The organism is Gordonia sp. G4, assembly GCF_057770005.1.
Genome location: NZ_CM173442.1, coordinates 4,390,969 through 4,402,941, shown reverse-complemented (window position 1 = coordinate 4,402,941; position 11,973 = coordinate 4,390,969). Strand labels below are relative to the sequence as shown.

Here is an 11,973-nt window from a genome sequence, read left to right as displayed (position 1 = left end):
GGTATGCCGTCGATGTCGACGATCGAGTCTCTGTTCTGCCGCAGCGCACCGTGGCAGGCGGCCACCGGCAGGTGGGTACTCCCGTGGGCGCTGCAAGGCATCCATCCCCGAGGCCGGGTCCTTGAAATCGGTGGCGGCGCCGGCGCGATGACCGAACAGATCCTCACCACCAACCCCGACGAACTCGTGGATGTGACCGTCACCGACTTCGACCCGGTCATGGTCGCCGCCGCCAGCGATCGGCTGCAGGGTTTCGGGGCCCGCGCTCACGCCCAGGTCGCCGACGCCACAGCCCTGCCGTTCGAGGACGGAAGCTTCGACACCGTCGTCTCGTTCATCATGTTGCACCACGTCATCGACTGGGAACGCGCACTCGCCGAGGCCGCCCGAGTGCTCGCGCCCGGCGGAATGCTGGTCGGCTACGACCTGCTCGGCAGCGCACCGGCGCGGCTGCTGCACAACCTCGAAGGGGCACCGCACCGGTTCATCCCCCGTGGCGAACTCCGCCTGCGCCTGACGTCTTTGCCTCTGACCGACATCACGGTCCGCGAGAACCCTGCGCTCGCCCGGTTCCGTGCCCGCCGTGCCGGTGACCGATGACCACGCCACCACTGCACGGGCATCACCATGGCCCTCCCTCGGACGAGCTCGCCGAGCTCGAGCAGCGTGACGTCGCGGTGGCGTTCGTCGACCTCGCCGGATACAGCGTGTTCACCGAGTTCTGCGGCGACCAGGAAGCCGCAGAACTGGCCATACGGTTGGCCTCTCAGACCTGGCAGGCAGGCTCTACGACCGGGCACGCGGCTGGTCAAGGCCATCGGCGATGCGGTGATGCTCACCGCCGACGCCCCCCAAGTGATCCTCGCCACGATCACCGCCCCCGCGGCCGCGGCCGCCGGTCAAGACGGATTCATCGCCCTACGCGCCGGGATCGATCCACTACGGCAGCGCAGTCGTCCGCGACGGAGACCTGTTCGGGCACGCGGTCAGCGTCGCCGCCCGCATCACCGCCCTCGCTGGCGCCGGCCACGCCGTGATCACCGATCCGATCTGCCCGCCACCAGCCGAGCTGGATTGCTCGCCATGCTCGCTGACCTGCTGAAAGACACCGGAGTTGGCCTGCCAAAAGGACACCCGGATAAGGCTCGCTCAGTTCGTGCCGTCGCCGTTCAACAGCAACCCGTCGTAGCGCTGAGAACGTTGCGTAGTGCTTCCAACGAGTCCGGTTGCGCTCGGTAGTAGACGTTCATGCCGCGGCGCTCGGGGGTGACCATGCCGGCTTTGCGGAGCTGCCCCAGGTGGTGACTGGTGGTGGCTTCGGTGAGGCCGACCGCGGTCGCGAGGTCGCAGGTGCAGGTCCCGTCACCGGTGTCGGTAAGCAGGATTGAGACGAGCTTGATCCGAACGGGATCGGCAAGCGCCTTGAGCCGCAACGCGATCTGCAGCGCGGTGTCGTCATCGAGCGGTGCCGCCGATACCGGTGCGCAGCAGATCGGGGCGCTGATGTCGACCATCGGCAAGGGCTTCGGCATGACCAGATCGTACGCCCCTACTTGACATATGTCGAAAAGGTGGCACCCTGCATGTGTCAGTAGTTCGATATATGTCTCACAGGTGAAGGTGATGGTCATGTCCCGTATGCAGCTCGCGCTCAACGTCGATGATCTCGATACCGCGATCGAGTTCTACTCCAAGCTGTTCAACACCACCCCGGCCAAACGCAAGCCGGGATACGCCAACTTCGCGATCGTCGAGCCGCCCCTGAAACTGGTGCTGCTAGAGAACCCCGGCCAGGGCGGCACGATCAACCACCTCGGCGTCGAGGTCGAATCGAGCGAGAAGGTGCACGCCGAGATCGCCAGGCTGTCCGGGGAGGGCCTGTTCACCCAGGAGGAGATCAACTCCACCTGCTGTTTCGCAACCCAGGACAAGGTCTGGGTGACCGGACCGGCGAACGAGAAGTGGGAGGTCTACACCGTGCTCGCCGACTCCGACACGTTCGGGACCAGCCCGAAACTGTTGGAGCAGAACGCCAACGATGACGTCGAGCAGGGTTCGGTGTGCTGCGGTGGCAGCGCCGCCGAACCGGCTGAGGTGCGCACTGCTTGCTGCTGAGGGGTCGTGGCTTGCGCTCTCGCCTACCGCGCGATGCGGTCGGCGAGGGCGCGGATCCGGTTGGTGATGTCGTCGCGGATTAGTCGCATCCGTTCGATGCCGTCGATGACCCGTTCGGAGGGTTCGTCGGTGTTCCACACTTCGAGGGCGACGCCGTCGGGTGGGGTGACGTCGGCGGTGCCGACCACCACGACGAGATCTGCAGTTTGCATCAGTTCGTCGGTGAGTTGGCGCGGCTGATGTCCGTCCACGGTGGCGCCGACTTCGGCGAGCGCCTGGGCGGACAGGTCGTTGACCTGGCCGCCGATTTTCGCGCTGGTGCCGGCCGAGGATGGGGTGATCCGGGCGGTGACTGTCGGTGTGAGATGTTCGGCCATCACCGATTTGCCGCGATTGGACACGCACACGAACAGCACCTGCGGTGTCGTGCTCACCGGCCGACCTGCTGGTCGGCGGGTACGAGTTCGTCGAGGAGGTCCTCGACGAGTCCGCGGATCTGATCGCGGATCGGGCGGACCGCGTCAATGCCTTGGCCGGCTGGGTCGTCGAGGGCCCAGTCGCGGTACCTGACGCCGGGGAATACTGGACATGCATCGCCACAGCCCATGGTGATCACCACGTCGGAGGATTCGACCGTGTCGGGGGTGAGGATCTTCGGTGACTGCGCGGAGATGTCGATACCGACTTCGGCCATCGCCGCGACAGCGGCGGGATTGATTGAGTCGGCGGGAGCAGATCCGGCGGAGCGGACCTCGACACTGCCCTGGCTCAGAGCGGTGAGGAACCCCGCGGCCATCTGTGAGCGGCCAGCATTGTGGACGCACACGAACAGCACGCTAGGTCGAGAGGAAGACATGAAACACAGGCCCTTTCAGCTGTGGAGGAAAGCTCGGAAAGTCACACACGGTCGGCCGTGAGCTCGGCAAGGAGCTCGCGAACCCGGGCATCAAGGTCATCGCGGATGGCGCGAACCTCGCCTAGTGGACGGCCTTCAGGATCGGAGACCGTCCAGTCGAGATACCGCTTACCGGGATAGATCGGACACGCGTCGCCGCAACCCATCGCTACGACCACGTCGGCGGCGGCGACCACATCGTCGGTTAGCGGTTTGGGGTACTGCGTACCCAAGTCGACGCCGATCTCGCTCATTGCTTCGACGACGGTCGGGTTGATCGAGTGCGCGGGTGTTGACCCGGCTGAGCGCACGTGTACCCGCCCAGCGGCGTGATGGGTCAACAATCCTGCGGCCATCTGCGAGCGGCCGGCGTTCTGCACGCAGATGAAGAGAACCTCGGGCACATCCTTGGGCACCGCGCCCTCAGCCTGGGCGAGGGCGCGTAACCGATCAGCCGCGAACCGGCCCGCCAAGGTCGTCAGATGCGTATGCACCCGGGAGGTACGCCGTAACACGGTGTAGGACTCGAAGACACAGCGTTCTACCGTCTGGCGAGACACCACCCCTTCGTACTTGGCGGCCAAGTCGGCGGCGGTACGGGCCAACACGGTATGAGGCATCAACAGTTCGGGCTGCTCGCGGTGTTCACCGCGACGTAGGTGTTCGTCCAACGCATTCTCAGACATCGCGAGCAGGCTCCTTCGACACATCTAGGCTAGAAGCAGTGGGAGTTGTGAAGCGTTTCCGCAACGCCAGGGACACATAGACGAGGGCGACGAGAACCGGGACCTCGATCAGTGGCCCGATGACCCCGGCGAGAGCCTGGCCGGAGGTCGCACCATAGGTCGCGATCGCGACGGCGATGGCGAGTTCGAAGTTGTTGCCGGCGGCGGTGAACGCCAGCGTGGTGGTCCGTGCGTAACCCAGCCCCATCGCGGCGCCGAGGACGAATCCGCCACCCCACATCACCGCGAAGTAGATCAGCAGCGGCAGCGCGATCCGCACGACGTCCCACGGGTGAGAGGTGATCTGCTCCCCCTGCAAGGCGAACAGGATGACGATGGTGAACAGCAGACCGTAGAGGGCCCACGGCCCCAATCGCGGGAGGAACGAGGATTCGTACCATTCGCGGCCTCTGGCCCGTTCGCCGATGCGGCGGGTGAGATAGCCGGCGATCAACGGGATTCCGAGGAAGATCAGCACCGACTTCGCGATCTGCCACGGCGAGGTGTCGATGGTCGTCTGTTCCAGGCCGAGCCATCCGGGTAGCACCGAAAGGTAGAACCAGCCCAGCACGGCGAACATGATCACCTGGAACACCGAGTTCAGTGCGACGAGGACGGCAGCCGCCTCGCGGTCGCCGCACGCCAGGTCGTTCCAGATGATGACCATCGCGATACAGCGCGCCAGACCGACGATGATCAGTCCGGTCCGGTATTCCGGTAGGTCCGGGAGCAGAAGCCAGGCCAGCGCGAACATCAACGCGGGTCCGACGATCCAGTTCAGCAGGAGCGATCCCAGGAGCAGGCGACGATCGCCAGTGACCGAGTCGAGTCGGTCGTAGCGCACCTTGGCCAGCACCGGATACATCATGATCAGCAGTCCGAGAGCGATTGGCAGCGAGATGCCGTCGATCTCCACGGCCGCCAGGGCGTCACCCAGGCCGGGAACGGTGCGGCCCAGCATCAGGCCCGCGACCATTGCTGCGCCGATCCACACCGGCAGGAACCGGTCGAGCATCGACAACTTCGCCGCGACCGCGGTGTCGGTGGTGGTCACTGGTCGGCCTCGCACGAACGAGTTTCCCCCACAACCATGGCGAGATCGCCCAGCAGGACCGACAGTTGTTGCAGTGCTTCGGTGTTCACACGGTAGTACACCCAGGTCGCGCGGCGTTCGCTCGTCACCAGACCCGCCTGACGCAGCACCTTGAGATGATGCGAGATCGTCGGCTGCGACAGCTCGAACGGCCCGGAGATGTCGCACACGCACGCCTCACCTCCCGGATGCGCGGCGACCTCCGACAGCAACCGCAGCCGAACCGGATCCGCGAGCGCCTTCAGCAGCGGGGTAACCGCTCCGGTCTCGTCACCACTCAGGCCGCGGCCTGGCAAGAGAAGCAAGTTCTTATTCGACACCCGTCAATATTGACATACATCGATTCAACGGGACAAGGCCCTCCGATACCCGGGAGCGCACTTGCGTTCCCGCATTGAGATCCCCGACTGCGGGGTTGCGTCCGGTGTGGTTACGTCGAGCCTGACTGCTGGCAGTACGGCAGTACGGCACGAGACTGCCGGCTACGCCGACACCTGATCGGAAGCGGCTACGCCGCGCTGTGAAAAGCGTGGTCCCGGATCGCTTTGCACCTCCGAGCCTATGGCTTCCAGCCCCCGCCACCAAGGCGCGAGATTCTTTTCGCCGCAAGCGGTTCACAGGGCGCGAGCGCCCCGAAAACAATCACGCTTTCCTCCTTGGTGTCGGTGACCTCCAGCCAGAGTCCTCCGGTAGCAAAGCGATCCCGCACACTCAAAGGAGCGACCATGCACCGCACACTCACCACCGAAGCCCTCATCGCAGCGATCCCCGGCCTGCTCGGATTCGTCCCCGCCGAGTCGATCGTCGTCATCGGCGCCGAGCTGGCTGTCACCTGCCGCCACGACATTGCCGAGACCGCCGACGCTGCCGAAATCATCGCCGAAGCTCTGCGCACCAACAACATCCCCTCCGCCTCCGTCGTCGCGATCTCCGAAAACCTCGAGGTTGCAGACGCAGCGGCCGGCACGATGAGCGACACCCTCGTTCGCCACGGCATCGAGACCGACCACCGTATCCTCATCGCCCGCTGTGACCAGCCCGCCGTCTACCACGACCTGATCGCCGGGGAGTTCGGCGTCAGCGACGACTACCGCGACAGCTTCGCCAGCGCCGCCCGAGTGGCCGCAGGGGCACCCATCACCGCGACCCGCGACGCCGCGCGCGACACCCTGGCCACCACCGACCCCATCACCACCCACGGCGTCGAGCTGCAACCCGACCTTGCCGCCAAGGCCGTCGTCTCAGCCATGGTGCACTGGCCCACCGAGGTCCCGCGCGAATTGTCCGCCCAGGTCGCCGCCATGATCGGCAACCACCCGGTCTACCGAGACGCATTCCTGCGCACCGCCGCCTACAACCCGCGCTCCGCCGCCGCCGTATTCACCGAACTGTCCCGCCCGCTCCGAGGCCGCGACCGGGCGAACGTACTCACCCTCGCCGCCGCCTGCCACTACATCGGCGGAAACGGCGCAATGGCCGGAATCATCTTCGACCACATCGCCGAAACCGACGCCCTGCCGAACCTCGCGAAGCTGCTCAACCAGTCGCTACAGGCCGGGACGCACCCCCACCGCCTGGTCGGCATGATCCCCGCCGCCGAGACCGTCGACGAACTGTTCGGCGGACACTTCCCCACCCCCGACGACGTGTAGCGCGGTGGGTCGGAGGCTCAGGTCAGAGAATCTGAGCCTCCACCCCCGGCGGCATCGCCTCCCGCCACCACAGATCAGTGCGCGGCGCGTCAGGACCCGACACCGCCCGCCCCTCGGCGACCGCTGCCACCTCAGACACCAGCGGCACCCACAGATCAGCCAACGCGCGCTCCACAGAAGACATACCCACCACGGTAACGGCCACCACAGCGGAACGGCTACGCCGAACAGCCCTGTTGGCCGAGCTGCGCCCGGCGCACTAGATCGACCGGCCTGCCGGCCGGACTCGATACCTGTGCGCGGCTGCGCCGCACACGAACGGGGGTTTGTTGCCCCCTTCCATTCTCGTACCTCTGGTCGGCCCGGCGACAAGGGCCGCGAAAAACTAATCCGCCCTACGGGTTTGCAGGGCTGCGCCCCGGATGACTTTTTCGCTGTGAACACCCTTGCACCGACCTCCCGCCGGCAACGAGATGGCAGGTGTCACACAAACCACCCGGCCGCAGGAGGAACCCACGATGGCACGCCAGACCCGCAACGGCACCCAGCGCGACGTCTTTACCCGCGCCAGCCGCGCACACCAGAACCGCCACACCATCCGCGCCGCCAAGCGCCAGGCCAACCGCCAGGACCGCGCCGCCGCCAGCCGCGCCCTGCACACCCACCACTGATCAACCGATACCCCCAAACCCGAAGGAGCACAACATGACCACCAGCCGCGCCGCACTGAGCACCATCCCCGCAACCCTCAACGACGGCACCATTGCCCACGTCGTTGGCCGCGTCGACGCCTCCCCGGGCACCCCGACCCCGGCACCCCGGTCGAACCGCTCACCACCGGCACCGGCGAGCCGGTCACCGACCACGACGGCCCGCTGTTCGCGCTCGTGTCGGTGACGTGGGCAACCGAGCTGACCACCATCAACGCCGACACCGGCACCTCGCGCACTGAGTACGTGCCCGGCCTGCTCGGCAACCCATCCGGTACCAGCTGGTACCTCTCTCCCGTCACCCCAGGCCAGCACGGTTTCACCCTCACCGGCCGCCACGCCGCCGGACACCGCACCGCGACCCTGCCCGCCCTGGACGGCATCGACGCTCCCCGACAGGTGAAAGTCCACGACCACCTGCTGCGGTGAGCGCCCGCAGCTCCACAACCCGCCACACCCACCACCCGGGAAGGACCCGACCCATGACCGCCACCCTCACCACACCCGACACCTACAGCCCCGCCGTCGTGCCCGCCGACTACGCCGCCACCCGAGCCGGCTTCCTCTGGACCGCCGCGAACCTCGCCGCCGACACCCGCCGCCGCACCGGTCACCGCATGCTCCTCGACGTCGACCTACTCGCCTGGACCCTCGACACCCTCACCGAGCACTACCCGCGCCGGGAACGCACCCTCACCAGGACCTACCCCGAGGTGTGCGCCGCAGCACGACGCGCCGCCGCCACCAGCAACCGCCACCTCACCCCGGCGCTACACGGGCCCGCCGGCGCCTGGATGAGCTGGCAGCAGGCCGTCATCGCCCACGCCCGCGCCGACCACCACCACCCCGGCCCCCAGCTGTGGGAGATCTTCGCCCGCGCCGCCACCGCCGCCAGCCAACCCGGCGACCTCACCGAGGGACTGACCCCAGGCCGCTGGCCCGACATCGACCGACACCGCCCCAACCACGCCCACTAACCCACCCCTCACCCCTCCACCACACCGGCCGGGAAGGCACATCATGACCACGATCGACATCACCCACACCGCCGCCGACGGCACCCTCGCCGACGGCATGATCCGAGGCGATGGCACCTACGAAATACTGCGCGCGAACGGGTTTCGCTGGTTCCGCTCCCTGGGCATGATGGGGATCCAGTCCAGCCGAGACCGCCAACCCAACGAGTACAAGATCAACCGCGCCGCCCGCGCCCTCACCGAAGCCGGCCACACCGTCACCGTCGAGATCGACCGCACCCACCGCGACCCCGCCCAGGCCGAAACCGACCGCGCCAACCGCCAAGCCGACCGGGTCGCCGCACTCGAGAACAAAGCCGCCCGCCGCGCCGCCGACGCCGAGGCCGCATGGACCGCCGAACAACGGGCAACGGCCGCACTCCCCCCGGGCGGCGAGCCGATCAAGGTCGGACACCACAGCGAAGGCCGGCACCGCCGCGCGATCGACCGCGCCCACAACGCCCTCACCGAAGCCGTAGCCGCCGACCGAGAAGCCGACCACGCCGCCCAGCGCGCCGAATCCGCCGCCCGCACCACCGCACTACGCAACAGCCCGGTCACCGTCGCCAACCGGATCCAGAAACTCGAAACCGAGCAGCGCGCCGATCAACGCGCCCTCGATGGGCACACCCGAACCCTGTTCACCGACGCCCGAGGGATGAAGCACACCGAGGAAACCACGGCCGCAACCGGCGAGTACCGCGAACGCCTCATCGCCCGCATGGCCGAACGCGCCGCGAACATCACCTACTGGCAGGGCATCCGCGACGCCCAGATCGCCGACGGCACCGCCGGCGACTACAGCCCCGACACCATCACCGCCGGTGACCTGGTCAAGGTCCGTCACCAAGGATGGACGCCCGTGCTGCGCACTAACAAAAAGACCGTCAGCGTCGAAACGCCAGCACCGTTCGGCGGCCGCATGATCCGCCACACCGTGCCCTACCCCGAGATTCAGGGCCACCGCCCCCAGAGCGAGACCACCGACACCGCCGAAGACGCCGCCACGGCCTGACGAGCCAGCCCGGACCCACCCCGCGCAGGCGGGGCGAGTCCGGTGCTTCGGGCATCGAACCCGAAGCACCGCAGGGCGCTACGCGCCCACCGCCCACCAGTGCGCCCCGCAACCAGCCATCCGCGAGTCACGTCCGAAAACCTCACAGCATCAGCCATTTCCGGCGGGGGCCCGTCGCTCGTTCCACTCACCTTCCGGGGCTTTGCCTGGCCTGCCGAATTGTCATGGCGCCCAACCGGACCGCGTCAAATCCATTTCGGTAACAACTCGCCACGCGCTCTGCCTCGCTCCCGCTCGGCGCCGCTTATATCGCGGCGACTTCTTCCCTGCACTCCATTGACACCCCCCGGCCGGGCGTATGGGCGGCAGATATCAGGAAAAGCACCACCACCAGACACCCTGAAAACAGACTGTGAACAGCGTAAATCGTTGTGCAGCAACGTAATACGCGGTACAATAGACGCACAGACCAGCACTCGCGACGACACCAGAGAAGGGCCGACATCATGAACGAGAACACCACGATCACCGTCTACACCAAGCCCGCGTGCGTGCAGTGCAACGCCACCTACAAAGCCCTCGACAAGCAGGGCCTGACCTACCAGGTGGTCGACATCAGCACCGACGACACCGCGCGTGACTACGTGATGAGCCTGGGCTACCTGCAAGCCCCCGTCGTGGTCGCCGGCGACGACCACTGGTCAGGATTCCGTCCCGACCGCATCAAAGCACTCGCCCAACAGGATTTATTGTCATCGGATGCATCATTGGCGGGGTGACGGGATTGGCCTTCTAGCTGGCTTTCCCGCCGGATGTTAACGAATGTGTCCGTGAATGTGCCGGTAGAGCCGCCTACCTTGTGTGCATCAATGATGCATCTGATACAACGGTGGTGTGACGGGTGAAGATGTAGCCGGTGCGCGAAAGGTGCTGGCATCAAATGTTGTAGAGCTTGATCCTGAACGGTCGGTGTTCGAGGCGATGGTGCAGGGTTGGGCTCAGCAACAGCGGGCACGGTTCTTGCGCGAGGCGACGATCAGGCCGCGGGTCCGGTTGGTCCAGCGCTTTGCTGAGTATACCGGGTTGTATCCGTGGCAGTGGACTCCTGAGGAGGGCGAGGCGTGGGTCAGTGACTTGCGTTCGGGGGCTACTCCTCTGCGGTTTTCGACGGTCCGCGGCTACGAGGTCGAGATCGGTCTGTTCTGCTCCTATCTGATCGACCCTCGGTACGGATGGATCTCTGAGTGCACCAGCCGGTTTGGTCGGGCGCCGTTGCAGGTCTTCCATGAAGACAACTCCATCATTCACGTGGGTGAGTACGAGGGCGATGAGGGCCGGCGGCCGATGACCTACGACGAGACCCAGGCGTTGTTTGATGCTGCTGACGGTCGGGTGGCTCAGATCCGGGCCCGCCGCCGCAAGGGTGCGCTACCCGCGCTGCGGGACGCGGTTGCGCTGAAGTACTGCTACGCCTACGGAATGCGTCGCAATGAGGTTTCGCGGTCCGATGTTGTTGATCTGCGCCGAAACTCCAAGTTCCCCGCGTTCGGGCGGTTCGGTGCGGTGACCGTGCGGTCCGGCAAGGCCTCCCGTGGTGGGCCACCGAAGCGGCGAACTGTGCTCACGGTCCCGGAGATGAGCTGGATCGTCGAGATCCTGGATCACTACCTCACCGAGATCCGTTGCGAGTTCGACCACAACAAGCACCCGGCTCTGTTTCTGACCGAGCGCGGCAGCCGCCTGGGCGTACGCGCCATCAATGCCGCATTTGCTGCTGCCCGCGATGCCGCCGGCCTCGATCCCGCGCTGGACTTGCATTCGCTACGCCACTCTTATGTCACCCATCTCGTCGAGTTCGACTACCCCGAACGGTTCATCCAAGAGCAGGTCGGGCATGCATTCTCCTCGACCACCGCGGTGTACGTCGGAGTCAGCAACGAATACCGCAACGGCCTGCTCATGCAATCGATCCATGCCCGCTATGGGCACCACTTCGACGACAGGACCACTCCATGAAACAGATCGACTACCTCTGGCACTTGCGTACCAAGATGGCTGAGCAGGGGATGTTTTCCACGACCGACCTGCAACCACACCTGGCCGACCGCGGCATCACGTTGTCACGCGAACAGGTGTACCGGCTGGTGACCGGTCAGCCGCAGCGACTGAGCATGCACACCCTGGTAGCCCTGTGCGACATCCTCGACTGCACCCCTAACGATCTGATTGAACCCCGCATCATCGACGCCGCAGTGAAGAAGACTGCCGGTCGTGATGCAGGTGTCACCCCTATCGCGGCGCGTCGCACCACGATCCGGCGTCCCCATACCGAATCATGAGCGTCGCTGTACCTCCGAAATACCCATGCTCTGACTGCGGGCGGATAGCCGCCCGGGTCAAACGGACTCCCGAGGGCGGGCTGTGCCGCCGCTGCTACAACGCCCGCCGCCACGAGAAGTGCAGCAGCTGCGGCAAACAGAAGCTGCCGTCCACGCGGACCGCCGCGGGTGAGCCGTTGTGTGTGCATTGTTCACGGCCCAAACGGCGCTGTGCCGGATGCGGCCGCGCCGACCACATCAAAGCCACCAATGAGGTAGGTGAGCTGTGCCAACGCTGCTACACCGCCCCCTCGCGCCGGTGCGGACAGTGTGGGACCCCCGCACCGATCGCGATCCGGGCCCGCGCTGGCACCGTGGATCTGTGCCATCGCTGCGCGAGCACCCCGGCGAAGGTATGTGGAATCTGCGCGCAG

At 66.2% G+C, this 11,973-nt stretch carries 18 protein-coding genes; 11 read left to right on the top strand and 7 right to left on the bottom strand.

Annotation, left to right across the window (positions count from 1 at the left end):
* The first annotated feature begins 3 nt into the window (after nt 1-3).
* The gene (locus tag AC3B5T_RS19875) at nt 4-600 is read left to right on the top strand and encodes a class I SAM-dependent methyltransferase (protein ID WP_005193680.1); all 597 of its coding nucleotides are present in this window, start codon (nt 4-6) and stop codon (nt 598-600) included.
* Between the two features lie 569 nt (nt 601-1,169).
* On the opposite strand, the gene AC3B5T_RS19870 is transcribed toward AC3B5T_RS19875, so the two are convergent.
* The gene (locus AC3B5T_RS19870) at nt 1,170-1,532 is read right to left on the bottom strand and encodes an Rv2640c family ArsR-like transcriptional regulator (RefSeq protein ID WP_005193682.1); all 363 of its coding nucleotides are present in this window, start codon (nt 1,530-1,532) and stop codon (nt 1,170-1,172) included.
* 97 nt (nt 1,533-1,629) lie between these two features.
* Here AC3B5T_RS19870 and AC3B5T_RS19865 point away from each other — a divergent pair, with 97 nt between their 5' ends.
* Nucleotides 1,630-2,115 carry an ArsI/CadI family heavy metal resistance metalloenzyme gene (locus tag AC3B5T_RS19865; RefSeq protein ID WP_010844638.1) on the top strand — a complete coding sequence of 162 codons (486 nt, stop codon included), beginning with the start codon at nt 1,630-1,632 and terminating at the stop codon, nt 2,113-2,115.
* A gap of 23 nt (nt 2,116-2,138) precedes the next feature.
* On the opposite strand, the gene AC3B5T_RS19860 is transcribed toward AC3B5T_RS19865, so the two are convergent.
* The 5 genes from AC3B5T_RS19860 to AC3B5T_RS19840 are packed head-to-tail and all read right to left on the bottom strand — an operon-like array spanning nt 2,139 to nt 5,148.
* Nucleotides 2,139-2,549 carry an arsenate-mycothiol transferase ArsC gene (locus tag AC3B5T_RS19860; RefSeq protein ID WP_055477315.1) on the bottom strand — a complete coding sequence of 137 codons (411 nt, stop codon included), beginning with the start codon at nt 2,547-2,549 and terminating at the stop codon, nt 2,139-2,141.
* A complete protein-coding gene (locus AC3B5T_RS19855) occupies nt 2,546-2,971 on the bottom strand; it encodes an arsenate reductase ArsC (protein ID WP_006360546.1) in 426 nt (141 codons plus the stop codon). The genes AC3B5T_RS19860 and AC3B5T_RS19855 overlap by 4 nt, the downstream gene beginning before the upstream one ends.
* Nucleotides 2,972-3,012: 41 nt before the next feature.
* Nucleotides 3,013-3,696, bottom strand: coding sequence for an arsenate reductase ArsC (locus AC3B5T_RS19850; RefSeq protein WP_006360545.1), 684 nt, complete (start codon nt 3,694-3,696; stop codon nt 3,013-3,015).
* Nucleotides 3,689-4,789: an ACR3 family arsenite efflux transporter gene (gene arsB, locus AC3B5T_RS19845; RefSeq protein WP_005193688.1), complete on the bottom strand. Its 1,101-nt coding sequence runs from the start codon at nt 4,787-4,789 to the stop codon at nt 3,689-3,691. Before arsB ends, AC3B5T_RS19850 begins: the two co-directional genes overlap by 8 nt.
* A complete protein-coding gene (locus tag AC3B5T_RS19840) occupies nt 4,786-5,148 on the bottom strand; it encodes an ArsR/SmtB family transcription factor (protein WP_020173050.1) in 363 nt (120 codons plus the stop codon). Before AC3B5T_RS19840 ends, arsB begins: the two co-directional genes overlap by 4 nt.
* Before the next feature lie 405 nt (nt 5,149-5,553).
* Between AC3B5T_RS19840 and AC3B5T_RS19835 the strand changes: the two genes are divergently transcribed.
* The gene (locus AC3B5T_RS19835; protein WP_055475975.1) at nt 5,554-6,480 is read left to right on the top strand and encodes a DUF4192 family protein; all 927 of its coding nucleotides are present in this window, start codon (nt 5,554-5,556) and stop codon (nt 6,478-6,480) included.
* A gap of 22 nt (nt 6,481-6,502) precedes the next feature.
* Here AC3B5T_RS19835 and AC3B5T_RS19830 read toward each other — a convergent pair whose 3' ends face one another.
* Nucleotides 6,503-6,664, bottom strand: a complete 162-nt coding sequence (locus AC3B5T_RS19830; RefSeq protein ID WP_156354238.1) for a hypothetical protein — start codon at nt 6,662-6,664, stop codon at nt 6,503-6,505.
* 334 nt (nt 6,665-6,998) lie between these two features.
* Between AC3B5T_RS19830 and AC3B5T_RS19825 the strand changes: the two genes are divergently transcribed.
* The 8 genes from AC3B5T_RS19825 (at nt 6,999) to AC3B5T_RS19790 (ending at nt 11,560) form a co-directional block, all read left to right on the top strand.
* Entirely contained in the window at nt 6,999-7,151 is a 153-nt protein-coding gene (locus AC3B5T_RS19825; RefSeq protein WP_197282780.1) for a hypothetical protein, read from the top strand.
* 34 nt (nt 7,152-7,185) lie between these two features.
* Nucleotides 7,186-7,377: a hypothetical protein gene (locus tag AC3B5T_RS19820; protein WP_231632718.1), complete on the top strand. Its 192-nt coding sequence runs from the start codon at nt 7,186-7,188 to the stop codon at nt 7,375-7,377.
* Entirely contained in the window at nt 7,374-7,619 is a 246-nt protein-coding gene (locus AC3B5T_RS19815; protein ID WP_231632719.1) for a hypothetical protein, read from the top strand. Before AC3B5T_RS19820 ends, AC3B5T_RS19815 begins: the two co-directional genes overlap by 4 nt.
* Nucleotides 7,620-7,672: 53 nt before the next feature.
* Nucleotides 7,673-8,167, top strand: a complete 495-nt coding sequence (locus tag AC3B5T_RS19810; RefSeq protein WP_055475978.1) for a hypothetical protein — start codon at nt 7,673-7,675, stop codon at nt 8,165-8,167.
* Nucleotides 8,168-8,210: 43 nt separating this feature from the next.
* Nucleotides 8,211-9,221, top strand: coding sequence for a DUF3560 domain-containing protein (locus tag AC3B5T_RS19805; protein WP_055475979.1), 1,011 nt, complete (start codon nt 8,211-8,213; stop codon nt 9,219-9,221).
* Between the two features lie 506 nt (nt 9,222-9,727).
* Nucleotides 9,728-10,000: a redoxin NrdH gene (locus tag AC3B5T_RS19800; protein ID WP_055475980.1), complete on the top strand. Its 273-nt coding sequence runs from the start codon at nt 9,728-9,730 to the stop codon at nt 9,998-10,000.
* A 148-nt stretch (nt 10,001-10,148) separates the two neighbouring features.
* Nucleotides 10,149-11,237: a tyrosine-type recombinase/integrase gene (locus tag AC3B5T_RS19795; protein WP_197282784.1), complete on the top strand. Its 1,089-nt coding sequence runs from the start codon at nt 10,149-10,151 to the stop codon at nt 11,235-11,237.
* Entirely contained in the window at nt 11,234-11,560 is a 327-nt protein-coding gene (locus AC3B5T_RS19790; RefSeq protein WP_055475981.1) for a helix-turn-helix domain-containing protein, read from the top strand. Before AC3B5T_RS19795 ends, AC3B5T_RS19790 begins: the two co-directional genes overlap by 4 nt.
* Nucleotides 11,561-11,973: the final 413 nt, after the last annotated feature.

Coding starts and splice junctions, on each gene's coding strand:
- AC3B5T_RS19830 (WP_156354238.1), bottom strand. CDS start 6,664: ATGTCTTCTGTGGAGCGCGCGTTGGCTGATCTGTGGGTGCCGCTGGTG.
- AC3B5T_RS19850 (WP_006360545.1), bottom strand. CDS start 3,696: ATGTCTGAGAATGCGTTGGACGAACACCTACGTCGCGGTGAACACCGC.
- AC3B5T_RS19835 (WP_055475975.1), top strand. CDS start 5,554: ATGCACCGCACACTCACCACCGAAGCCCTCATCGCAGCGATCCCCGGC.
- AC3B5T_RS19800 (WP_055475980.1), top strand. CDS start 9,728: ATGAACGAGAACACCACGATCACCGTCTACACCAAGCCCGCGTGCGTG.
- AC3B5T_RS19875 (WP_005193680.1), top strand. CDS start 4: ATGCCGTCGATGTCGACGATCGAGTCTCTGTTCTGCCGCAGCGCACCG.
- AC3B5T_RS19855 (WP_006360546.1), bottom strand. CDS start 2,971: ATGTCTTCCTCTCGACCTAGCGTGCTGTTCGTGTGCGTCCACAATGCT.
- AC3B5T_RS19870 (WP_005193682.1), bottom strand. CDS start 1,532: ATGCCGAAGCCCTTGCCGATGGTCGACATCAGCGCCCCGATCTGCTGC.
- AC3B5T_RS19865 (WP_010844638.1), top strand. CDS start 1,630: ATGTCCCGTATGCAGCTCGCGCTCAACGTCGATGATCTCGATACCGCG.
- AC3B5T_RS19790 (WP_055475981.1), top strand. CDS start 11,234: ATGAAACAGATCGACTACCTCTGGCACTTGCGTACCAAGATGGCTGAG.
- AC3B5T_RS19805 (WP_055475979.1), top strand. CDS start 8,211: ATGACCACGATCGACATCACCCACACCGCCGCCGACGGCACCCTCGCC.
- AC3B5T_RS19820 (WP_231632718.1), top strand. CDS start 7,186: ATGACCACCAGCCGCGCCGCACTGAGCACCATCCCCGCAACCCTCAAC.
- AC3B5T_RS19810 (WP_055475978.1), top strand. CDS start 7,673: ATGACCGCCACCCTCACCACACCCGACACCTACAGCCCCGCCGTCGTG.
- AC3B5T_RS19825 (WP_197282780.1), top strand. CDS start 6,999: ATGGCACGCCAGACCCGCAACGGCACCCAGCGCGACGTCTTTACCCGC.